At 60.7% G+C, this 20,883-nt stretch carries 19 protein-coding genes; 9 read left to right on the top strand and 10 right to left on the bottom strand.

Annotated features, from left to right (window positions below; all coding sequences use genetic code 11):
* The first annotated feature begins 29 nt into the window (after positions 1-29).
* Positions 30-827, top strand: a complete 798-nt coding sequence (locus Q8K08_RS15865; RefSeq protein ID WP_305250692.1) for a GH25 family lysozyme — start codon at positions 30-32, stop codon at positions 825-827.
* 135 nt (positions 828-962) lie between these two features.
* Here the strand turns inward: Q8K08_RS15865 and Q8K08_RS15860 are convergent, their stop codons facing one another.
* A complete protein-coding gene (locus Q8K08_RS15860; protein WP_305250691.1) occupies positions 963-3,461 on the bottom strand; it encodes an FAD-dependent oxidoreductase in 2,499 nt (832 codons plus the stop codon).
* Positions 3,462-3,829: 368 nt separating this feature from the next.
* Here Q8K08_RS15860 and Q8K08_RS15855 point away from each other — a divergent pair, with 368 nt between their 5' ends.
* Entirely contained in the window at positions 3,830-4,726 is an 897-nt protein-coding gene (locus Q8K08_RS15855) for a PRC-barrel domain-containing protein (RefSeq protein WP_305250690.1), read from the top strand.
* A gap of 65 nt (positions 4,727-4,791) precedes the next feature.
* Here Q8K08_RS15855 and Q8K08_RS15850 read toward each other — a convergent pair whose 3' ends face one another.
* Genes Q8K08_RS15850 through Q8K08_RS15840 form a run of 3 tightly spaced genes read right to left on the bottom strand, consistent with a single transcriptional unit; the run spans position 4,792 to position 6,858 of the window.
* Positions 4,792-5,583, bottom strand: a complete 792-nt coding sequence (locus tag Q8K08_RS15850; RefSeq protein WP_304796947.1) for an iron chelate uptake ABC transporter family permease subunit — start codon at positions 5,581-5,583, stop codon at positions 4,792-4,794.
* Positions 5,576-6,340: a metal ABC transporter ATP-binding protein gene (locus Q8K08_RS15845; RefSeq protein ID WP_305250689.1), complete on the bottom strand. Its 765-nt coding sequence runs from the start codon at positions 6,338-6,340 to the stop codon at positions 5,576-5,578. The genes Q8K08_RS15850 and Q8K08_RS15845 overlap by 8 nt, the downstream gene beginning before the upstream one ends.
* Positions 6,337-6,858 carry a Fur family transcriptional regulator gene (locus Q8K08_RS15840; protein WP_305250688.1) on the bottom strand — a complete coding sequence of 174 codons (522 nt, stop codon included), beginning with the start codon at positions 6,856-6,858 and terminating at the stop codon, positions 6,337-6,339. The genes Q8K08_RS15845 and Q8K08_RS15840 overlap by 4 nt, the downstream gene beginning before the upstream one ends.
* Before the next feature lie 77 nt (positions 6,859-6,935).
* Here Q8K08_RS15840 and Q8K08_RS15835 point away from each other — a divergent pair, with 77 nt between their 5' ends.
* A complete protein-coding gene (locus Q8K08_RS15835; RefSeq protein ID WP_304798219.1) occupies positions 6,936-8,045 on the top strand; it encodes a zinc ABC transporter substrate-binding protein in 1,110 nt (369 codons plus the stop codon).
* A gap of 64 nt (positions 8,046-8,109) precedes the next feature.
* On the opposite strand, the gene Q8K08_RS15830 is transcribed toward Q8K08_RS15835, so the two are convergent.
* Positions 8,110-9,348: a urate hydroxylase PuuD gene (locus Q8K08_RS15830; RefSeq protein WP_304798216.1), complete on the bottom strand. Its 1,239-nt coding sequence runs from the start codon at positions 9,346-9,348 to the stop codon at positions 8,110-8,112.
* 114 nt (positions 9,349-9,462) lie between these two features.
* Between Q8K08_RS15830 and Q8K08_RS15825 the strand changes: the two genes are divergently transcribed.
* A complete protein-coding gene (locus tag Q8K08_RS15825; RefSeq protein WP_304798214.1) occupies positions 9,463-10,380 on the top strand; it encodes a LysR family transcriptional regulator in 918 nt (305 codons plus the stop codon).
* Positions 10,381-10,437: 57 nt separating this feature from the next.
* Here Q8K08_RS15825 and Q8K08_RS15820 read toward each other — a convergent pair whose 3' ends face one another.
* Both Q8K08_RS15820 and uraH read right to left on the bottom strand, forming a co-directional pair.
* Entirely contained in the window at positions 10,438-11,904 is a 1,467-nt protein-coding gene (locus Q8K08_RS15820; RefSeq protein WP_305250686.1) for a hypothetical protein, read from the bottom strand.
* Between the two features lie 87 nt (positions 11,905-11,991).
* Entirely contained in the window at positions 11,992-12,345 is a 354-nt protein-coding gene (uraH, locus tag Q8K08_RS15815) for a hydroxyisourate hydrolase (protein ID WP_305250685.1), read from the bottom strand.
* A gap of 156 nt (positions 12,346-12,501) precedes the next feature.
* On the opposite strand from uraH, the gene puuE reads away from it, so the two are divergent.
* The 4 genes from puuE (at position 12,502) to Q8K08_RS15795 (ending at position 16,859) form a co-directional block, all read left to right on the top strand.
* The gene (puuE, locus tag Q8K08_RS15810; protein ID WP_305250684.1) at positions 12,502-13,917 is read left to right on the top strand and encodes an allantoinase PuuE; all 1,416 of its coding nucleotides are present in this window, start codon (positions 12,502-12,504) and stop codon (positions 13,915-13,917) included.
* Positions 13,914-14,756: a bifunctional allantoicase/(S)-ureidoglycine aminohydrolase gene (locus Q8K08_RS15805; protein WP_305250682.1), complete on the top strand. Its 843-nt coding sequence runs from the start codon at positions 13,914-13,916 to the stop codon at positions 14,754-14,756. The genes puuE and Q8K08_RS15805 overlap by 4 nt, the downstream gene beginning before the upstream one ends.
* A gap of 128 nt (positions 14,757-14,884) precedes the next feature.
* Positions 14,885-15,361 (top strand): ureidoglycolate lyase, encoded by a 477-nt coding sequence (locus Q8K08_RS15800; RefSeq protein WP_304800306.1) that lies wholly within the window; start codon positions 14,885-14,887, stop codon positions 15,359-15,361.
* A gap of 82 nt (positions 15,362-15,443) precedes the next feature.
* Positions 15,444-16,859, top strand: a complete 1,416-nt coding sequence (locus Q8K08_RS15795) for a uracil-xanthine permease family protein (RefSeq protein ID WP_304800308.1) — start codon at positions 15,444-15,446, stop codon at positions 16,857-16,859.
* Positions 16,860-16,921: 62 nt separating this feature from the next.
* On the opposite strand, the gene Q8K08_RS15790 is transcribed toward Q8K08_RS15795, so the two are convergent.
* Complete coding sequence (locus tag Q8K08_RS15790) at positions 16,922-17,365, bottom strand: GNAT family N-acetyltransferase (RefSeq protein WP_304800310.1); 444 nt, start codon at positions 17,363-17,365, stop codon at positions 16,922-16,924.
* Positions 17,366-17,456: 91 nt separating this feature from the next.
* On the opposite strand from Q8K08_RS15790, the gene Q8K08_RS15785 reads away from it, so the two are divergent.
* Positions 17,457-18,692: a Coenzyme F420 hydrogenase/dehydrogenase, beta subunit C-terminal domain gene (locus Q8K08_RS15785; protein ID WP_305250680.1), complete on the top strand. Its 1,236-nt coding sequence runs from the start codon at positions 17,457-17,459 to the stop codon at positions 18,690-18,692.
* A gap of 91 nt (positions 18,693-18,783) precedes the next feature.
* On the opposite strand, the gene Q8K08_RS15780 is transcribed toward Q8K08_RS15785, so the two are convergent.
* Both Q8K08_RS15780 and bhcD read right to left on the bottom strand, forming a co-directional pair.
* Positions 18,784-19,758 (bottom strand): type I glyceraldehyde-3-phosphate dehydrogenase, encoded by a 975-nt coding sequence (locus Q8K08_RS15780; RefSeq protein ID WP_305250678.1) that lies wholly within the window; start codon positions 19,756-19,758, stop codon positions 18,784-18,786.
* An 85-nt stretch (positions 19,759-19,843) separates the two neighbouring features.
* Positions 19,844-20,803: an iminosuccinate reductase BhcD gene (bhcD, locus tag Q8K08_RS15775; RefSeq protein ID WP_304804147.1), complete on the bottom strand. Its 960-nt coding sequence runs from the start codon at positions 20,801-20,803 to the stop codon at positions 19,844-19,846.
* Between the last annotated feature and the right edge of the window lie 80 nt (positions 20,804-20,883).

The following is a 20,883-nucleotide window of genomic DNA, read 5'->3' as shown; positions in this document are numbered from 1 at the left end:
CTGCCCCAGACTTGCGGCAAACTTGAGCAATGAAATTTGCCATTCTTTTTGCAGCCGCTCTGGCTCTGTCTGCCTGTGGCGGGCCGCGCCTTGCAACCTCTGACCGCACCTCGACGCGTCCCGCAGGCGCGGTTATCGCACCCAGTTTCGGGGATCGCAAGCCGCATCCCTGGGACGGGCGTGCGCCCTCGGCCTATGCGGTGCACGGCACTGACACGTCGCGCTATCAGACCCCGGTGGATTGGGTCAGCGCGCGAGCGAACGGGGTAAACTTTACCTTCATCAAGGCAACTGAAGGCGCAGATGACTCGGACCCGATGTTTCGTGAACACTGGAACGCTGCGCGTGACGCTGGTGTGGCAACCGGAGCCTATCACTTCTGGTATCATTGCGCGAATGGGCGGGCGCAGGCACAGAACTTTATCCGCCGTGTGCCACGGGCCACAGGGGCTTTGCCACCCGTGCTTGATCTGGAATGGACACCGTTTTCACCGACCTGCACCCGCCGCCCGCCACAGGCTGAATTGCTGGCCGAGGCGCAGGTATTTATCGACACCGTGGCCCGGCATTACGGCCAGATGCCGCTGGTCTATGTCAGCCCCGACATCTTTGCATCGCATGAATTGTGGCGGCTGCGCGGGGTGGAATTCTGGGTCCGCTCGGTCGCAGGCCACCCGTCAAAGGTCTATCCCGGTACGCGCTGGACGTTCTGGCAATATTCCAGCACCGGACAAATTCCGGGTAAAACAGGCGATGCAGATCTGAATGCCTTTGCCGGATCAGCGGCAGACTGGCGCGACTGGCTGGCGCGGCGGGCCCTGAAATAACGGGCTGTGTTGCAGCCAAACTGCACGGGGTCTGCCTCGCACCCCGGAGCACTTGAGCCAAGATGAAAGCGCATAGGCTTCATCTTGGCTTAGATACTCAACGTGCACGACGAATGCACAGGGCGCGGATCGGGATCAGCCGTCTGCGCGGATGCGTGCGTTTGATGGGTCGAACGGGCTGTCTTCGACCACCACCGCATCCCATTCCTGACACAGCATCTTGACCTTGAGCTTTGTGCCAACCTCGGCCAGATCGGGGCGTACATAGCCCATGCCGATCTGCTTGCCGAAGGCGACCGAGTAGCCGCCCGAGGTCAGGCGCCCGACTTTCTCGCCGTTCAACAGCAGCGCCTCTTTGCCCCATGGGTCGGTGTCGGCAGGGCCATCGATCAGCAAGGTGCAGCATTTGGAGCGAATGCCGGTCGCAAGCATCGCTTCTTTGCCCTGAAAATCCTTGGACAAATCAACAAAGCGGTCGAGGGCGGCCTCTAGCGGGGTTGCGTCGCGGCCCAGTTCATTGCCAAAGGCGCGGTAGGATTTTTCCTGTCGTAGCCAGTTCTGCGCACGCGCGCCGACCGGTTTCATGCCGTGCTTTTCGCCCGCGGATCGCAGCAAATCCCACAGATGGCGCTGCATCTCGATCGGGTGGTGGAGTTCCCAGCCCAGCTCTCCGGTATAGGCCACGCGGATGGCGCGGACCGGGACCATGCCCAGTTCGATGTTTCGCATCGTGAGCCACGGAAAGCGTTTGTTGGACAGCACTGTTTCGGGCGTGGCGTCCTTTACGATCTCTTGCAGGATCTTGCGCGCATTTGGCCCGGCGAGCGCAAAGACCCCCCATTGCGTTGTGACATCGTGGATGTCGATATGGCCGAACTCCGGCGCTTTGTCCTCGGCGCATTTGCGCAGGAAGTCGCCGTCGTAATCGGTCCATGCCCCGGCCGAGACGCAGTAATATTCATCCTGCGCCAGTCGGACGATGGTGTATTCAGTGCGCGTCGTGCCGTTTGGCGTAAGGGCATAGGTCAGGTTGATACGGCCCACGGTGGGCAGCTTGTTGCAGGTCAGCCAGTCGAGGAACTTTGTTGCCCCTGGCCCCCGCACCAGATGTTTGGTGAAGGCCGTGGCGTCGATCAGCCCTGCGGTTTCCCGGATGGCTTTGGCCTCGTCCACAGCATATTGCCACCATGCGCCACGTCGGAAGCTGCGGGAATTGTGGTCGAAGTCTTCGGGCGCGTCTTTCGGGCCATAATAGATCGGGCGTTCCCAGCCGTTCACCTGTCCGAATTGCGCGCCAAGCGCCTTTTGCCGGTCATAGACCGGGGCGGTGCGCAGTGGGCGGGCAGCTTCGCGTTCCTCATCGGGGTGATGCAGGACGAAGACATGCTCGTAGCATTCTTCGTTCTTGCGGGCGGCGTATTCGGTGGTGATCCACTGGCCATAGCGGCGCGGATCAAGGCTGGCCATATCAATCTCGGCTTCGCCTTGGGTCATCATCTGGGCAAGGTAATAGCCTGTACCGCCCGCTGCGGTGATACCAAAAGAAAAGCCCTCGGCGATCCACATGTTGCGCAGGCCCGGCACCGGGCCGACCAGCGGGTTACCATCGGGGGTATAGCAGATCGGGCCGTTGAAATCGTCCTTGAGCCCCACAGTTTCAGATGACGGCAGGCGATGGATCATCGACATGTATTCCGCTTCGATCCGCTCAAGATCCAACGGGAACAGGTCGGCGCGGAAACTTTGCGGCACATCGTAGAGGAAGCGGGCGGGCGCGTTGCGCTCATACGGGCCAAGAATCCAGCCGCCACGTTCTTCGCGGACATACCATTTGGCATCGGCGTCCCGCAGAACCGGGTGCTCGGCGTTGCCCGCCTTGCGCCATGCGACAAGCGCCGGATCGGGTTCGGTAACGATATACTGATGCTCAACCGGGATCGCGGGGATTTTCACGCCCAACAGCCGCGCCGTGCGCTGCGCGTGATTGCCGGTGGCGGTGACGACATGTTCGGCATGAATTTCGAATGTCTCGTCGCTGGCGACCAGATTGCCGCCCTGTTCGACCATACGCGCGCAGGTGACGATCCATTCCGACCCGGTCCAGCGATAGCCGTTGACTTGAATCTTGCGCTCGATGGCGGCCCCGAACTGGCGCGCGCCTTTGGCCATCGCCTGCGTGACATCGGCCGGATTGATGTAACCGTCTTGCGGATGGTACAGCGCGCCGACAAGGTCTTCGGTGCGCAACAGCGGCCAGCGGTCTTTCATCTGCGCGGGCGTCAGGAATTCGTGATAGACCCCGGCGGTTTCGGCAACGGAGGAGTAGAGCATATACTCATCCATCCGCTCCTGATGCTGGGCCATGCGCAGGTTGCCCACCACGGCAAAGCCTGCGTTCAGGCCAGTTTCCGCCTCCAGCGCCTTGTAGAAATCGACCGAGTATTTGTGGATGTGGGTGGTCGCGTAAGACATGTTGAACAAGGGCAGCAAGCCCGCTGCGTGCCATGTCGAGCCTGCGGTCAATTCGTCGCGCTCTACCAGCATGGTATCCCAGCCGGCCTTGGCCAGATGATAGGCAATACCGTTTCCAACGGCACCACCGCCGACAACAAGCGCTTTGACATGGGTTTTCATAGGGGCGACTCCGGGGATTGGCTTTGCGCCATCAATGCCTGATCGTGGGGCAAGCGGGCAAGATCCCCCGACCTTTGACAGACGAAAACGACATTGGCCACTTGCGAGCTGCGCCTGACAGCCAGAGCGCGCCTGCGAACAACCTTTCGGATAATCTGCAAAAAGCTGTCGTCTGGGCTGTTCCGTGCCGGTCTGAACCGGCGCCCAAACGCATATTCCGCAGAACAGTTCCGTTGGAAATGCAAAACAAATTGCAGGCTCTTTTTGGAACGCATGTCGTTGCCGGGTGTTTGTTGTTCATACCGACGGCAGACAGGGCAGCCGATACAACGCCCGCCCTGCCGTCTTCGCACAAACAGGAGACGACCATGAAAAAGCTTTTTGGAACATCCGCTCTGGTTGTGGCTCTGTCCATGCCAGCCTTTGCCCAAGACACTGCCACCACTATGCCGGCAGACAGCACAATGGGTATGACTTCGCCATATCTTGAAGGTGTGGATCGCGGCGTGCGCGCTTCGAACTTCATCGGCAAGCGCGTTTATGTGACCGAACAAGACACGTCGACTCTGTCGGTTGATGCAATTGCAACAGCTGACACGAATTGGGAAAATGCAGGCGAAATCTCTGACCTGATCATCTCGCTCAACGGCGACGCCGAAGCTGTGCTGGTTGATTTCGGCGGTTTCCTCGGGATCGGTGAAAAGACGGTTGCTGTTTCGATGGCCAACCTTGTAATGGTGCCGGATTCAAACAGCCCAGACGATTACTTCATCGTGTTCCACGGCACCAAAGCAGCTCTGGAAGGCGCACCTGAGTTCAACCCGGACATGGTGTTTGAAGCCGCAGCTGTCGATGCCACAGTGGCACCTGCAGACGGCATGGCAACGACCGCACCCGTTGATGGTGTGGCCGCAACAGACCCAGCCATGACCCCGCCAGCTACGGGCTCGGATATGGCCGCGGTGACTGCGCCCGACGAAATGGTTGACCTGACCGTGATGAGCGAAGCTGACCTGCTTGGCAAACGCGTGGTTGGCCCGAATGACGAAGACGTGGGCGAAATCAGTGCTGTTGCCGTTGGTGCCGATGGCACCATCAACGGGGCTGTTGTTGATGTCGGTGGTTTCCTTGGAATCGGCGAAAAGCGCGTTGCATTGGGTTCTGAAGCCTTGACCATCGTGCGCAGTGCAAGTGGCACCGTAGAACACTTCCGCGTGTCGATGACGCAAGAGCAGCTGGAATCGCTCCCAGCTTACGAAAGCTGATCGACGCACAGACTTGATCAGGGCGGGCTGGGCAACCAGCCCGCCCTCTTTTCATACCCGAACGCCTAACCTGTGATCCGTTTTCCAATGGCCGTGCTGGCTGCAAAAATCAGGGCCGCCACCACTATTATAGACGGGCCTGCGGGTGTGTCTTGCCAGAGCGACAGCTGCAATCCGCCTAGCGCCGAAACTGCACCGATGGCGATGGCCAGCACCGCCATAGCTTCGGGCGTGCGCGACAGGCTACGGGCGGCGGCGGCCGGCACGATCAGCATGGCCGCAATCAGCAGCGCCCCCACGACCTTGATCGCAACGGCAACAACGATCGCCAATGCAACCGTCAGAACCAGACGTTCCCGGTCTGGGTTCAGCCCACTGGCATGGGCCAGATCTTCATTCAATGTGGCGGTCAACAGCGCCTGCCAGCGCCATGCAAGCAGCGCCAGAACCACAAGAGCACCGCCCCAGACAAAGGCCAGATCACCGCGGCTGACCGCCAGAATATCGCCAAAAAGCCAAGCCGACAGATCGGTGCGTACCCCCGGCACAAAGGAAACTGCGACCAGACCGAAAGCCAGCGCCGAATGCGCCAGCACGCCCAGCGTGGTATCCATCGCCCAGCCCTTCGCCGCCAAGGTGGCGACGGTGACGGCCATGGCAAGCGACACCACCATGATGCCAAACCCCACCGGCAGATCAGTGGCCAGTGCCATGGCCACGCCCAAGATCGCAGCATGCGCGGTGGCATCGCCAAAATACGCCATCCGCCGCCACACAACGAAAGACCCCAAAGGCCCGGTGGCCAGCGAAAGCCCCACCCCGGCCAAGGCCGCGCGGGTCAGAAAATCGTCAAGCATGTGGGTGCTCATCTGTGTGGTAGTGGTGGTGATGGTCATGCGGTGCGCCCGCGTGATCATGGTCGTGGACATGCTGATACAGGGCCAGCGCGCCTTGGGTGCCAAGCCCGAACAGTGCCCGATACTCGGGGGCAGAGGACACCACATGCGGCGTGCCCTCGCAGCAGACATGGCCGTTCAGACAAATCACCCGGTCGCTGGCAGCCATCACAACATGCAGGTCGTGGCTGACCATAAGCACCGCCGCGCCACTTGCGGCCCGAACATCCTCAATCAGCTGATAAAAGCCCGCCTCGCCCGGCTGATCGAGGCCCTGCGTCGGCTCGTCCAGCACCAGAAGTTGCGGATCAGACAGCAGGGCGCGGGCCAGCAGCACGCGCTGCAACTGCCCCCCCGACAGGCTTGCCATCTGCGCGCCTTCGACCCCCAGCACACCGACCCGCGCAAGGGCCTGCACGGCGAGCGCATCACTGACCCGGACCGGGAGCGACAAAAACCGGCGCACGGTCATCGGCAGGCTGCGGTCCAGCGCCAGCCTTTGTGGTACATAGCCAATGCGCAAGCCGGGCACCCGCTTCACCCCGCCCTGCGCCACCGGCACGATGCCCAGCAACGCGCGCAACAGCGTGGATTTGCCTGACCCGTTCGGGCCGACAATGGTGACAATCTCACCCGGATGCACGGCGATGGATACGTCATGCAAGACCTCTGCCCCGCCATAGCGGACACAGATATGATCGGCGGCGATCAGCGTCATTTCCCGCTTTCCAGACACGACGGGCACAGGCCCAACGCCTCGATGTTAGACCTCTCTACGACAAAGCCAATGGCCGCGGCGGCTTTGTCCAAAGCGGCACGCACGAGGGCTGCCGGGGCCTCGGCGACGGCGTCGCAGGATTTGCAGATCAAAAAGGCGGGCGCATGGGCCTCGCCGGGGTGCATGCAGGCGGCAAAGGCATTCAGGCGGCGGATGCGATGGGCAAACCCCTGTTCCACAAGGAATTCCAGCGCACGGTAGGCGACTGGGGGCTGGTTGCCAAACCCATCAGCGGCCAGCCGTTGCAGCACGTCATAGGCCCCCATCGCTTTATGGCTTTCCAACAAGATCTCCAGCACCCGTTTGCGCACCGGGGTCATCCGCGCACCCGATGCCGCAGCCAGCGCTTCGGCCCGCGCCAGCACATCTGTTGCGCAGTGCGCATGATCGTGGCTGGAAAAGGCCAGATCAGGCGTCGCACAGCCGGGACAATCGCTGTCAGGGTGATCGTGCGGCATGGAAGGCTCCTGCGGGGTTGACTGGTTATAGTATAACATACATAAGACCTGCAAAGACGTTCAGAAAGGCCTGTCCGATGCGTTATATCATATCCCTTCTTTTGGCCAGCACCGCCCTTCCCGCGCTTGCCGAGGTGCCGCGTGTGGTGACCGACATGCCGCCGGTCCATTCAATCACGGCACAGGTAATGGGCGATCTTGGCCAGCCAGAGCTGCTGCTGGACCGGGGGGCCAATGCCCATTCTTATCAGCTGCGCCCGAGTCAGGCTGCAAGCCTTGCCAATGCGAACCTGATCCTGTGGATCGGGCCAGAGATGACGCCATGGATGGCGCGTGCTCTCGACGGGTTGTCGCCAGAGGTGCCGCGCCTTGCGCTATTGGCAGCAGACGGCACGTTCCGCCGCAGTTATGGTGACACCAGCGCACATGACCATGACGAGCATGAAGGGCATGGCCATGCCGACGCGGCAAAGGCCGACGTGCATGATCACGACGGCCACGCGGGTCATGGGCATGATGACCACGACCAAGACCATGCCGACGCGGCAAAGGCCGACGCGCATGATCACGACGGCCACGCGAGTCATAGCCATGATGACCACGACCATGCCGATGAAGCAAAGGCCGACGCGCATGATCACGACGGCCACGAAGACCATTCCCATTCCGGCGTTGACCCGCATGCTTGGCTGGACCCGGCCAATGCAAGGGTCTGGGCCGGGCTGATTGCGGCCGAGTTGTCGCGGCTGGACCCGGACAACGCGGCCACATACAGCGCCAATGCAGCGGCGGCACAAGCGCGGATTGATGCTTTGGACGCCGAGCTTGCGGCCTTGCTGGCCCCGGCAAAGGACAAGCCTTTTGTGGTCTATCATGATGCCTATGGTTACTTCGCCAGCCACTACGGCCTGACCGTGGCCGGGTCAGTATCGCTTGGCGATGCCAGTTCTCCGGGTGCGGCACGGTTGCGGGATTTATCTGCGACAGTCGCAGCAGGCGACGCCTTGTGCCTGTTTCCAGAAGCGCAGCACGACCCTGCGCTGGTGACCCAGATGGCAGACGGCACGTCAGCCCGGATCGGGGCGGCGCTGGACCCATCGGGCAGCAGCATAGAGCCGGGCCCGGATGCCTATGACGCACTGATGCGGGCACTGGCGACCAACATCGTGGCCTGTCTGAACGGTTAAACCATACCAACACAGCAAAAGGGCCGGGGAATGATCCCCGGCCCTTTTGTCATGCAGTGCGCTCTCAGCCCTCGACTCCGCCCATCCCTGCGGCACGGAACCAGCGGATGATGGCAAGGCGTTCTTCGGGCTCCATATAGCTCAGGTTGCCGGGGGGCATGGCGTGGCTGAGGCCCGCCTGCATATAGATGCGCCGTGCCTCAATCGCGATTTGCGCCTCGGTTTCCAGCACCACACCCTTTGGCGGCCAGACCATGCCATCCCAAGACGGCTCTGCCGCGTGGCACATGCTGCACCGGCCCTGCACGATGCCGACCACATCGTCAAAGCCAGCGGCGGCGGCGTGCTGAAGCGCGGCACCTGACAGTGTGGCCTGTGGATCTGGCACATTGCGCATCGGGGCGGTGGACAGCCAAGCGATCAACAGGAACAGAATGGCGGTAAGACCCCATGTCCAATGCGGGTTGCCTTTGCGTGCATGCTGGCTGTTGAACCAGTGCCGGATGGTAACGCCCATCAGGAAGACCAGCGATGCGATAATCCAGTTATACTGTGTCGCAAAGATCAGCGGGTAGTGGTTTGATAGCATCAGGAAAATCACGGGCAGCGTCAGATAATTGTTATGCGTGCTGCGCTGCTTGGCGATCTTGCCGTATTTGGCATCCGGCGTGCGCCCGGCCTTGAGGTCCGCGACCACGATGCGCTGGTTCGGCATGATGATCATAAAGACGTTCGCGCTCATGATCGTGGCAGTGAACGCGCCAAGATGAAGCAAGGCGGCGCGGCCAGAGAAGACCTGCGTGTAAAACCACGACATCCCCACAAGCACCACGAACAGCGCAACCATCAGCACGGTCTGATCGGCATTCACAAAGACCCGGCACAGGGTGTTATAGGCCAGCCAGCCAAAAGCGAGCGACGCCAGCGATATGGCCACTGCCTGCCATACGGCCAGATCCATCACCTGCGGGTCGATCAGGAACATTTCCGCCCCCAGATAATAGACCAGCACCAGCATGGCAAAACCCGACAGCCAGGTGGCGTAGCTTTCCCATTTGAACCATGTCAGATGCTCTGGCATCATTTCCGGCGCGACCAGATATTTCTGGATGTGATAGAAACCGCCGCCATGCACCTGCCATTCCTCGCCATGCGCCAGCGGCGGCAGGCTGGGGGTCTTGCGCAACCCAAGGTCCAGCGCCACGAAATAGAACGACGACCCGATCCAGGCGATCGCCGTGATCACATGCAACCAGCGCACGCCGATCTCGACCCATTCCCACATCACCGCCAGATCATACATCGCGTGTCTCCCTGCTTGCTTTTGCACAAAGGCTATACCGAAGCGTCATCTTCTGTTAATCCTGTGAAATACTGGATCACTTTCAAATCCTGCCGTATAATGGGATGTGCCCATATGTCCTACGTCAACACCATCCGTATGTTTGTGCGTGTCTACGAATTGGGCAGTATGAGTGCGGCAGCACGAGATCAGCGCGCGTCTCCTGCTGTGGCATCTGCCCGAATTTCTGAACTGGAAAAGCATCTGGGCGTGCGATTGTTCAACCGCACCACGCGCAGCCTGCAACCCACCGAAAACGGGCGCATCTTTTACGAGGGCGCCATCCGCATTCTGGAGGCGATTGAAGACGCCGAATCTGCGGTGATGGATGTCACCCAGAACCCTCGCGGCACGATCTTTGTCGCTGCGCCGCTAGGCATCGGGCGGCGGTTCATCGCGCCCCATGTGCCACCCTTCAAGGATATGTATCCGCAGATAGATGTGCGCCTGCGCCTGTCAGACCGGGGGGTGGATGTAGTCAGTGAAGGCATCGACGTGGCCTTTCATCTGGGCATTCTGGAAGACAGCACCCTAAAGGTGCGGCTGATCGCGGATTGTCAGCGCGTGCTGTGTGCCGCGCCAGATTACATCGCGCGGCGCGGCATGCCCGAGGACGGGGCCGCCCTGCTGCGCGACAAGCATGACTGTCTGAACCTGCGCTTTCCGGGTGCCAAAGAGTTTCAATGGACCCTGATCACCGCCGAGGGCGCGCGCCGGTATGAAATCGCCGGCCCTTATGAATCGGATGACGGCGATGTGCTGACGCATTGGGCGCTTGCCGGGCGAGGCATTGTGATGAAGCCGCAATTCGAGGTGGCAGATCATTTGCGCGCAGGGAATCTGGTGCCTGTGGCAACCGCAACCCCACCCATTTCGGTGCAACTGTCCAGCCTGAGCCAGCATCGGCGTCTGAAAGACCCCAAGGTCAGGCTGTTTACCGATTACATGGCCGCAAAGATCAAGGATGAGCTGCGTCGGGCAATCGACGGCTGACAAAATGAAAACGCCCGCGCAGGAAAGAGCGCGGGCGTTTTTGTGGTGTCATATCCCTTACTGGATCTGCTGGCCGTTCACGAATATCGACCCGCCTTCACGCGCTTCAATCTTCGAGGTCAGGACATCATCACCGGCTGGCTGGCCAAACATGGCCATCATCATCCGCGCGCCCATTGCGTCTTCGTCGGTGATCACACCCAGCTTGATCAAGGCATCGACGACCTTGTTGCCACCCTCCAGCCGGACATCGGCGGTTCCGATGGGCAGCGGCGGGCCACCCATGGCCACCATCGAATTGTCAAAGGTGAACGCCCCTGTGCCTGTCACGGCAGCGCCAAGCGCCTTGATCGCCATCGTGCGGATATCCAGCGATTGCAGTTCCGGCATGGTGGTTGGCGGTGCGCCAGTTTCGCCAGAAACCATCAGATCCAGCATATCAACGCTGGCCTTGCCGCCCAGTTCAAGCGCCACATCCAGCGGGCCACGGTCCAGCACAGAGGCAGGGTCAAACATGCCCCAAGCCGCATCGTCCAGCACCAGACCCTCCAGCTTCAGATCAAATCCGTAATCCCCGGCCTCAGTCGCAGCCACCATCGGCATCGCCAGACCCAGCGCAAAGGTACCAGTCGTGGCATTCACCGGCATTGGCAGCATAGGCGGGCGGATTGCAACGGTCATCCCATCGACACTGGTAGAGATATCAAACGTATCTGCGTTGATGGTGATCGAGGAAACTCCCGGCTCTGCCAAAAACTCAACGCTCATAGGCATCATCGGATTGTTGTCGACCAGATCACCCTTTGATACGCCTTGGGTCGCCTCAAGGCTCAGCCCCAGACCTGCGCGCACAGCATCGGCAAAGGCGGCGCTGCTTTGCAATGACATAAGGTCGATACCCTCGGGCAAGGTGATTTCTCCCGTCAAGACCACATCGGCGGTATCGCTGACCTGAGAGCTATCAATGCCAATGGAGGGGTCTTTTTGCTTGATCGTATATGCCACCTGCTCGGCCGACAGTTCAAGGCCAAGCGTTTCACGACCCCGCGTGTAGCGCCCGCCCACTGATACCAGATCAAAGACACCATCAAAAAAGCTATCGCCGTCCGCCATGTTGACCAGCAGTTTCAGACTGTCCGCATCAATGCCATAACCCAGACCGCCCGCATCCTCAAAAGCACTGATCGACAGTTCTTCATGATCGACTGTCACCGTGCCCGCGCCAGCACCCTGAAGTTTGATCTCGGCCGGGAAAAAGGCGACGCTGCCATCTTCCTGCTCGACAATTGCGACTTCGGAAATCGTGGCAAAGGCAGGCTCGCCCTCTGCGCCGATAGAGACGCCATTCAATGTAAGTTCGCGGTTCCCCGCAACCTCGGTCGCAACGGTGATCTTGAGACCACCCGACACAGCTGCCGCCTGCAGGTCGGCCCAGACCTGATCAACAGTCAGGGCCGCCTGTGCCGTGCCACACATCAAAAACGCCATAACCGGCGCTGCCATCAATACTTTGGATCTGAACATGCCACTCTCCCAGAAAAGTGCTAATCTTGTCGCAAGACAAAATCGCTTTCTGGTGCCCGACGCAAGGTCAGGTTTCAAATACTTTCGTCAACTGCCCCGATATGTTGAATAGGCAAAGGGCGAGATCAACAAAGGCACATGATAGTGCTGGTCTGCATCCGGCACACCAAAACGAATTGGAATCTCGTTTAAAAACAAAACATCGCCCGCTGACTGGCCGGATGCGCGCAGATAGTCGCCCGCACAAAACACCAGCTCATATGTGCCCACTTCCAACGCTTCGCCCGTCAAAAGCGGCGCATCCGTGCGGCCATCAGCGTTGGTCACAACCTCGGCAATCTTTTTGTGCCCAGTGCTGCTGACGCGGTAGAGCCAGATTTTCACCCCTGCTGCCGGTTTGCCAAGCGCTGTATCCAGCACATGCGTCGAAAGTCGCCCCATTGCCCACTCCTTCATCGGTTTGCCCGTCGCATGACAGCACGAAACGCGCGCCGATACGACTGTGTGTTCACACGATATGTCTTTCGCGAATTTCTTGATAAAATGCCGCAAATTTTGCGCCTATCATTTCGCAACGCTTGAAAGTGAGGTATCCCGGTGAACCGCTACCCCCGAGATTTTCGTGGCCATGGCCCCGACACGCCCGACGCCACATGGCCGGGTGGTGCAAAAATCGCCATTTCCCTGGTCCTGAATTACGAAGAAGGCGGCGAAAACAATCTGCTGCATGGCGATGCACAATCCGAGGCATTCCTTTCCGATATTGCAGGGGCGGCACCCTGGCCGGGGATGCGGCATTGGAACATGGAATCGATCTATGATTACGGTGCGCGGGCCGGGTTCTGGCGGCTGCACCGCTTGTTCACAACGCACAACATTCCAGTGACGGTGTACGGTGTCACCACTGCATTGGCGCGCAACCCCGAACAGGTGGCGGCAATGAAGGCTGCTGGCTGGGAAATCGCCAGCCATGGGCTGAAATGGGTGGACCACCGCGATTTGTCGGAGGCCGAGGAAGCCGCCCAGATCGCTGACTCCTTCCGCCTGCACGAAGAACTCACCGGTGAGCCCCCACAAGGATGGTATACCGGGCGCTGTTCAATGAATACGGTCCGCCTTACGGCAGAGACCCGAAAGCTTGCCTGGATTTCAGATACTTACGATGATGACCTGCCCTATTGGCTGGAAGTGGGCGACCACGATCAACTGGTGATCCCCTACACACTGGAGGCAAACGACATGCGCTTTGCCACCGCGCCGGGCTATGTCACGGGCGAGCAGTTCTTTCAGTATCTGAAAGACAGCTTCGACACGCTTTACGCCGAAGGAGGCGAAGGCCGGGCCAAGATGTTCTCGATCGGCCTGCACAACCGCCTGATCGGTCGCCCCGGCAAGATCGCCGGGTTGAAGCGGTTTCTTGACTATGCGCAGGCCCATACAGGTGTCTGGTTTCCCCGCCGCATTGACATCGCTCGGCATTGGACAAAAACCCATCCGCACACGCGCTTTGAACGCCCCAGCCAGATGACCCGCGCCCGATTTACCGAGCGTTTCGGCGGGGTCTTTGAGCATTCGCCATGGATAGCCGAGCGCGCTTGGGATCTGGAACTGGGCCCGGCCCATGATTGTGCCACCGGGGTTCACTCGGCCTTGGCCAGGATCTTCCGCACAGCTTCGCATGACGCACGGCTTGGTGTGCTGACCGCGCACCCGGATCTTGCCGGAAAACTTGCCGCCGCCAAGCGACTGACCCCAGATTCCACCGCCGAACAGGCCAGTGCGGCACTGGACTCATTAACTGATGCCGAGCGCGAGACGTTTCAGCAGCTTAATGCCGACTACATGGCAAAGCACGGCTTCCCCTTCATCATCGCCGTGCGCGATCATAGCAAAAACGGCATCCTCGCCGCCTTTGCCGCGCGCATCGCGAACGACACCGCGACCGAGTTTTCAACCGCATGCGCACAGGTTGAGCGTATTGCCGAACTGCGCCTGAAAGACACCCTGCCATGACACAGTATTACGCCCCCACTGGCGGCCTGCCCCCGCAAACCAGCCTGATGACGCAGCGCGCCGTGTTTACCCCGGCCTATGCCGTTATCCCAAAGGGCTGCTTTTCCGATATTGTCACCAGCTTTCTGCCTGGCTGGACCCAGACCCGGCTTTGGCTGATCGCCCGCCCGATGAGCGGGTTTTCCGAAACCTTCAGCCAATATGTGATGGAGGTCGCCCCCGGCGGCGGATCAGAAGTGCCCGATGCCGAAGACGGTGCAGAGCATTGGCTGTTTTTCACCCAAGGTCTTGCCACACTGACCATCGACGATCAGGCGCATAAGATGGATGCAGGCGGCTACGCCTTTATCCCCGCTGGCAGTCGCTGGACCTTGCGGGCGACTGGCGATGCGCCCGCTCGCTTCCACTGGCTGCGTAAGCTCTATGAAGCCGCACCCGGCATTGCCCGGCCTGACCCCATCATCATCAACGAACGGGATGTGCCACTGTCGCTGATGCCCGACACCAATGGCGTCTGGGGCACCACCCGCTTTGCCGACCCCACGGATTTGCGGCACGATGCACACGTCAATATCGTGACCTTCCAACCGGGCGGCTCCATCCCGTTTGAAGAAACCCATGTGATGGAACACGGGCTATATGTGCTGGAAGGCAAAGCCGTCTACAAACTCAATCAGGATTGGGTCGAGGTAGAGGCCGGCGATTTCATGTGGCTGCGCGCTTATTGCCCGCAAGCCTGCTACGCCGCAGGCCCCGGCCCGTTCCGCTACCTGCTCTACAAAGACGTCAACCGCCACGCCAAGCTGCGTGGTCCCGGCGCCTTTGGGGCGGCCAGATAGTCTGGCCCCCATCCATTGCCTGTTCCCAAGCATCCTACGGATAGCCGATGGTTTCGCCAATGGTCCCAGCAACCACAGAGCTGGGGGGTGTGAAAGCCCCAGTCTCCGCCAGAAAAAAGGCGCACCCGATGCAGGCCCTGACCCCTACTTTGTTGACCGCCGAAGCCTTCGCGCCCTTTGGCGATGTACTTGATGCCACAGGCGATTTTCGGCTGATCAACGCAGGCCTGTGCCAGCGCCATCACGACCGCGCCCGCATTGATTTCGGCCCCGAAGGCCACGCCGGGATCTCGGTTTTCAAGGCCGAACCGCGCGTTCTGCCTTACAGTTTCGATCTGATCGAACGCCACCCCGATGGCTCGCAGGCCTTTGTGCCCATGACCCAGCACCCGTTTCTGGTCATCGTGGCGTCCAGCCCCGCCGATACGCCACTGACCTTCCTGACCAATGGTGCGCAGGGCATCAACCTGCATCGGGGGGTCTGGCATGGAGTGCTGACCCCGCTGCACGCCCCCGGATTGTTTGCCGTTATCGACCGGATCGGTCCCACGCCAAACCTAGAAGAACACCGTTATAGCCAAAACTGGACGGTTCTCGCGCCCTGAGGAGGGGGCGCGGCTAACCGTCTGCGCCTTAGGGCAGCGCAGACGGCGCGAATAATCAATGCCCAAGGGAGAGGACCCACAAATGACAAGTTCCGCATTGGGAACGCCGGAGCAGCTCCGCGACCCAGATTATATGCCCCCCCTGGGGCGGGCGATTCCGCTCGGGATCCAGCATGTGCTGGCGATGTTCGTCTCGAACGTGACACCCGCAATCATCGTCTGCGGCGCGGCAGGCATCGGCTTTGGCTCGGATCAGGGCGCGCTGGGTTTTCCCGACATGACCTATATGATCCAGATGTCGATGCTGTTCGCGGGCATTGCCACGCTGTTTCAATCCATTGGCATGGGGCCCGTGGGCGCACGCCTGCCGATAGTGCAAGGCACGTCCTTTGCCTTTGTTCCGATCATGATCCCGGCGGTCGCAGGTCTGGGTGCTGCTGGCCTTGGTGGGCTGATGACGGGCGTTATCATTGGCGGCATCTTTCACTTTTTCCTCGGCTTTGTGATTGGCCGTATCCGCTATGCTCTGCCCCCACTTGTCACTGGGCTGATCGTGCTGATGATCGGCCTTGCGCTGGTAAAGGTCGGCATCCAATACGCCGCCGGAGGCGTGCCTGCGATGGAAGCGGGCATGCGCACCATAGCCGAGGCAAAAGCGCAAGGCGTACCAGTTGACTGGTCCACCATCAAATTCGGCAGCTTCAGCCAATGGCTTCCCGCACTGGTGGTGATTCTGGTCACGCTGGGCATCAAGTTCTTTGCCCGGGGATTCATGGCCGTGGCCGCCGTGTTGGTCGGCATTATTGCGGGCTATCTTGTGGCCCTTGCGATGGGTCAGGTCACCTTTACCGCCATCGAGCGCGCAGGTCTTTTTGCTCTACCCAACCCGTTCCGCTGGGGCTTCGAGTTCAACGCAGCCATCATCATCGGCATGTGTTTCATGGCACTGATTTCAGCCATTGAAACTGTCGGCGACGTGTCCGGGATCGCCAAAGGCGGCGCCGGGCGTGAAGCCACCGACAAAGAAATCGAAGGCGCCACATTTGCCGACGGCGCGGGCTCTGCCATCGCAGGCGTGTTCGGCGGATTGCCCAACACCTCGTTCAGCCAAAACGTTGGCCTGATCGCCATGACCGGTGTGATGAGCCGCCATGTCGTCACCATCGGTGCGATTTTCCTGATCGTCTGCGGCCTTGTGCCCAAGATCGGGGCGGCCATCAACACGGTGCCTATCAACGTGTTGGGCGGCGGCGTTGTTGTGATGTTCGGCATGGTCTGTGCCGCAGGCGTCAACATGCTGTCCGAGGTCAAATGGAACCGCCGTAACATGGTGATCTTTGCCACCGCGCTGTCGGTCAGCCTTGGTCTGCAACTGGCACCAGAAGCACTGCAACACATGGGACGCACGGCGCAGATCTTGCTGACCTCGGGGTTGCTGCCAGCCGCCGTTATCGCCATCAGCCTTAATCTTCTTTTGCCGGAAGATGCGGGCGAGTAACACCTGAATGCAGCATAAGCCGCAGCTTGCCTGCGGCTTGTGCGCTTTATGTTTTTGCGACGTTACAGCTTCAGGTCATAGGTCACCCAGGCCGTGGCTGTGGCAATCTGATCATACAGACCCCGCGCGCGCGCATTGTTCTCAGCCGTGATCCAGCGAATGACGGTCCAGCCCCGGCTTTGCCCTTCGGCTTTGATCGCCGCAATCAAGGCCGCTGCAGTCCCACTGCCCCGCGCCTCAGGGCTGACAAACAGATCATCCAGAAACCCGCCTTCACTGGCAGACAAAGGCCGCGCAAAGGCGCGGAAATGCGCCAGCCCCACCAGTTGACCATCCTGTTCGGCCACAAACCCCTCTACCTCATGTGCCGGATCGTTCACCCAGCCCCAAACGCGCTCGCGCATCGCCTCGGTCTGCTCAACCTCGTAAAACGCGGCGTAGCCTGCATAAAGCGTTGACCAGCCTGCAAAATCACCGGTCCTTGCTTTGCGTATCTGAAGCGTCATGGTCCATTCCTCCAAAAGTCAGTGCCTCTTTACATAAGAGACTGTCATTTCTTTCTGACACCTCTATTCTACCTGCAATGCAGGAGATGCCATGCTTGATCAATTCCGCCCGGGTCCGCAGATTCCTATTCTTCCCGGCGCGCCCCGTGATGGCCTTTGCACCGATTGCGGCGTGTCGCGCCTTGGTGATGGCCGCGCCTGTGGTCGTGCCTGTCAGTTCATTGCGCCGGACTATCCAACTCTGGAAGCCCGCGCCCATGGCCGCAATGCCAATCCCGACACGGATGAGGCTTTTTTCGGCGTCATACACAGCATGCTGCGCGCCCGGCTGACCAACCCTGCCCCCGGCGCACAATGGACAGGCATCACCACATCCCTTGCCGCCAGATTGCTGGAACACGGGCTGGTTGATGCGGTGCTGACCGTCCTCCCAGACCCCGCCGACCGCTGGAAGCCGCTTCCCGCCATCATCACCAACCCCGCTGACATGGCAAAGGCCCGAGGCATGCGCATGGGCTGGGCGCCCACTCTTGCCCTGCTGGAACCCGCCCGCGCCGCCGGACACAAGCGGCTGGCGATGATCGGTATTCCCTGCCAGACCTATGCCCTGCGAGCGCTGGAGACGGAACTGGGGCTGGACGCGCTCTACATCATCGGCACCCCCTGTTCCGACAACACCACGACCGAGAATTTCCACACATTCCTGAACCTGCTGGACAAAGCGCCAGGTACCATCAGCTATCTGGAGTTCCGCGCCGATTTCAGGGTGGAGCTGCGCTTTGACGATGGCCGCAAACCACGCCTTATTCCGTTTTTGCAACTGCCGATCAGCCAGCTGCCACCAGACTTCTTCCCAATGACCTGCAAGACCTGTGTGGATTATACCAACCGGCTTGCCGATATCACCGTGGGCTATATGGGCGGCGATGGCGATCAGTGGATCATCGCCCGCAATGCGCGCGGAGCCGAGCTTTTGTCACTTCTCACCCCGCAGTTGACCACCGCGCAGCTAGCCGATTCCGGCACGCGCTTTGGTGCCGTCAAAGGGTTCATGGAAAACACCGCCCGCGCCGCTGGTGGCCTGCCGGTGCGCCGTATGCCAGACTGGCTGCGCCCGCTGGTCAGCATTCTGCAACGCCGCTTTGGCCCAAAGGGTCTGGAGTTTGCGCGCGCACGGGTCGAGATGAAGGCGGTCGAGACCATCCTTCACCTGCGCCGCACCCATCCGGCCCGCATGAAAAACATGATCCCCGCCCATGTGTGGGGCCTTGCCGCGCGCTATGGGCTGACCCCCACCACAGACGAGACACGCCCCCCCCGTCCCTGATGTCAGATCCGCGCCTCCGGCGGGAGTACTTGGCAAGCAGCAAATCCGTCTGTCGCTTTGTGACATGCCGAAGAGACCGGGCCGCATGCGATCACGCCATACGCAGCGCGACATCCAGCATCCGGTTGGAAAACCCCCACTCGTTATCATACCAGCCAAAGACCCGCAGCAAGCCCCCGGCAGTCAGCCGCGTTTCCGGCATTGCCATCACTATGCTTTCGGGTCGTGCGCGAAGATCGGTGGAAACCAATGCGCGGTCGGTCACGCCGATAACGCCCCCCGCCGCATGAAAGGCCGCGTTCACTTGCGGCACTGTCATGCGGCGTTCGGTCATCACGACCAGATCTACGCAAGACACGCTCGCCACCGGCACCCGCACGGCAGAACCTTCGATCCGGCCGGAAATTTCGGGCAGCACCCGGTCCAAAAGGCGCGAGGCGCTTGTGGTGGTTGGCACCATCGACAAGGCCGCCGCGCGTGACCGAGCGTAATCGGCAGCGGGTGCATCCACCGTCGGCTGGCTGCCGGTGTAGCAATGGATCGTCGTCATAGACCCCGTGACTACTCCCCATTCCCGGTGGATCAACCGCACCAGAGGCGCGAGCGCATTGGTCGTGCAGGAAGCGTTTGAGACAAGCGTCTGATTGGTCAGGGAATCGTCATTTGCGCCCAGCACCACCGTCACCTCTGCCGCTTGTGACGGGCCAGAGATCAGCACCCGCCGCGCGCCACCACGCAAGCCGCCTTTGGCAACATCGTCGCAATCAGCCCGCCCGGTGCATTCCATCACCACATCAACGCCGCGCAGATCGAGGCCTGACAGATCCGCGCTCTGGTGCAGCGCGATGGCGCGACCGTTCACGACCAAAGCCCCGCCATCCAGCGCTACAGTTCCGCGCCAAGGGCCGAATACGCTGTCATATTCAAACAGATGCGCGCACATTTCTGGCGGGGCGATGTCATTGACCCCCACCACATCCAACCCCGGCCATTGTGCCGGGTTCGCGGCCCATGCCCGCAAGACTGATCGGCCAATCCGGCCAAAGCCGTTGATGAAAACCCGCATGATGCACCCCATATCCTGCGGCAGGATCAGCACGCCACCACGTCGCAGGCAAGCACCGCTTTGTCACCCGGACAAGGTTTTGGCCTCAGACCTCAACCAGCAGGCCCTGCCCGCGCTCTTGTGCCCGGCGCACCGCCATAGCGGCCACGGCCAGATCCTGCAGACCGACGCCTGTGCCGTCAAACAGTGTCACCTCATCCGCTGAACGCCGTCCCGGATGGCGTCCGGTCACCACATCGCCCAAAGGCGTGATCGCCGTTGCATCCAGTAGGCCCAGGGCCACCGCATGCTGCGCCTCGCCGATCGACACCGATTGCGCGACCTCATCCGTGAACACCCAAGCGCGCCCCAGCAGCGCCGGATCCACTTCTTGCTTGCCCTTTGTGTCCGTGCCCATGCAGGCCAGATGCGTGCCGTCAGAGACATGCGCGTTCAGCAAGCTGGCGGCGGGCGAAGATGTGATCGTCACGATCACATCAGCCTCCACCATCCGCTCCAGCGATACCGCCTCGAACGGCAGGCCAAGCTCGGCGGCAATCCGTGCCAACCCCCCCAACATATCAGGGTGCAGGTTCCATGCGATCACCCGCTCGAACGCCCGCACCCGCGCTGCTGCACGCAGTTGGAACCCGGCCTGATGGCCTGCCCCCACCATGCCCAGCACCTTGGCATCGGTGCGCGCCAACCGGCCTATAGAAATTGCGCTGGCTGCCGCTGTGCGCAACGCGGTCAACAAGCCTCCGCCGACCATGGCCGTTGGCTGGCCGGTCTCGGGGTCGAACAGAAAGACAGTGGACTGGTGGTTGATGATCCCGCGAGCGGCATTGCCCGGAAAATATCCCCCAGCCTTCACCCCCAACTGCCCGGCTGACCGGTCCAGCCCGGATTTGAACCCGTATTGACGCCCCTCGCCCAGCGCCTCACGCACCACCGCGAAATTATAGGCCTCGCCGCGCGACATGGCGGCAAAGGTCGCCTCCACCGCCGCAAAGGCATCTTCCGGCGACACCAATCCGGCAATCAACGCTTCAGGCACGATCAACATGGGCAAGGCCCCCTCATTTTCTGTTCTTAAATATCCCCGCCGGAGGCTCCGACGGATCCGCCAAAGCCTCCGTTCAGGAT

The sequence above is a fragment of the Pseudotabrizicola sp. genome (assembly GCF_030684215.1).
Classification (GTDB): domain Bacteria; phylum Pseudomonadota; class Alphaproteobacteria; order Rhodobacterales; family Rhodobacteraceae; genus Pseudotabrizicola.
The sequence above is the reverse complement of the archived record's forward strand: the minus strand, read 5'-3'. Positions and strand labels throughout refer to the sequence as shown.

Excerpts from the sequence above, each read along its gene's own strand:
- Q8K08_RS15865 (WP_305250692.1), top strand. The coding sequence starts at position 30 with ATGAAATTTGCCATTCTTTTTGCAGCCGCTCTGGCTCTGTCTGCCTGT.
- Q8K08_RS15860 (WP_305250691.1), bottom strand. The coding sequence starts at position 3,461 with ATGAAAACCCATGTCAAAGCGCTTGTTGTCGGCGGTGGTGCCGTTGGA.
- Q8K08_RS15855 (WP_305250690.1), top strand. The coding sequence starts at position 3,830 with ATGAAAAAGCTTTTTGGAACATCCGCTCTGGTTGTGGCTCTGTCCATG.
- Q8K08_RS15850 (WP_304796947.1), bottom strand. The coding sequence starts at position 5,583 with ATGCTTGACGATTTTCTGACCCGCGCGGCCTTGGCCGGGGTGGGGCTT.
- Q8K08_RS15845 (WP_305250689.1), bottom strand. The coding sequence starts at position 6,340 with ATGACGCTGATCGCCGCCGATCATATCTGTGTCCGCTATGGCGGGGCA.
- Q8K08_RS15840 (WP_305250688.1), bottom strand. The coding sequence starts at position 6,858 with ATGCCGCACGATCACCCTGACAGCGATTGTCCCGGCTGTGCGACGCCT.
- Q8K08_RS15835 (WP_304798219.1), top strand. The coding sequence starts at position 6,936 with ATGCGTTATATCATATCCCTTCTTTTGGCCAGCACCGCCCTTCCCGCG.
- Q8K08_RS15830 (WP_304798216.1), bottom strand. The coding sequence starts at position 9,348 with ATGTATGATCTGGCGGTGATGTGGGAATGGGTCGAGATCGGCGTGCGC.
- Q8K08_RS15825 (WP_304798214.1), top strand. The coding sequence starts at position 9,463 with ATGTCCTACGTCAACACCATCCGTATGTTTGTGCGTGTCTACGAATTG.
- Q8K08_RS15820 (WP_305250686.1), bottom strand. The coding sequence starts at position 11,904 with ATGTTCAGATCCAAAGTATTGATGGCAGCGCCGGTTATGGCGTTTTTG.
- uraH (WP_305250685.1), bottom strand. The coding sequence starts at position 12,345 with ATGGGGCGACTTTCGACGCATGTGCTGGATACAGCGCTTGGCAAACCG.
- Q8K08_RS15805 (WP_305250682.1), top strand. The coding sequence starts at position 13,914 with ATGACACAGTATTACGCCCCCACTGGCGGCCTGCCCCCGCAAACCAGC.
- Q8K08_RS15800 (WP_304800306.1), top strand. The coding sequence starts at position 14,885 with ATGCAGGCCCTGACCCCTACTTTGTTGACCGCCGAAGCCTTCGCGCCC.
- Q8K08_RS15795 (WP_304800308.1), top strand. The coding sequence starts at position 15,444 with ATGACAAGTTCCGCATTGGGAACGCCGGAGCAGCTCCGCGACCCAGAT.
- Q8K08_RS15790 (WP_304800310.1), bottom strand. The coding sequence starts at position 17,365 with ATGACGCTTCAGATACGCAAAGCAAGGACCGGTGATTTTGCAGGCTGG.
- Q8K08_RS15785 (WP_305250680.1), top strand. The coding sequence starts at position 17,457 with ATGCTTGATCAATTCCGCCCGGGTCCGCAGATTCCTATTCTTCCCGGC.
- Q8K08_RS15780 (WP_305250678.1), bottom strand. The coding sequence starts at position 19,758 with ATGCGGGTTTTCATCAACGGCTTTGGCCGGATTGGCCGATCAGTCTTG.
- bhcD (WP_304804147.1), bottom strand. The coding sequence starts at position 20,803 with ATGTTGATCGTGCCTGAAGCGTTGATTGCCGGATTGGTGTCGCCGGAA.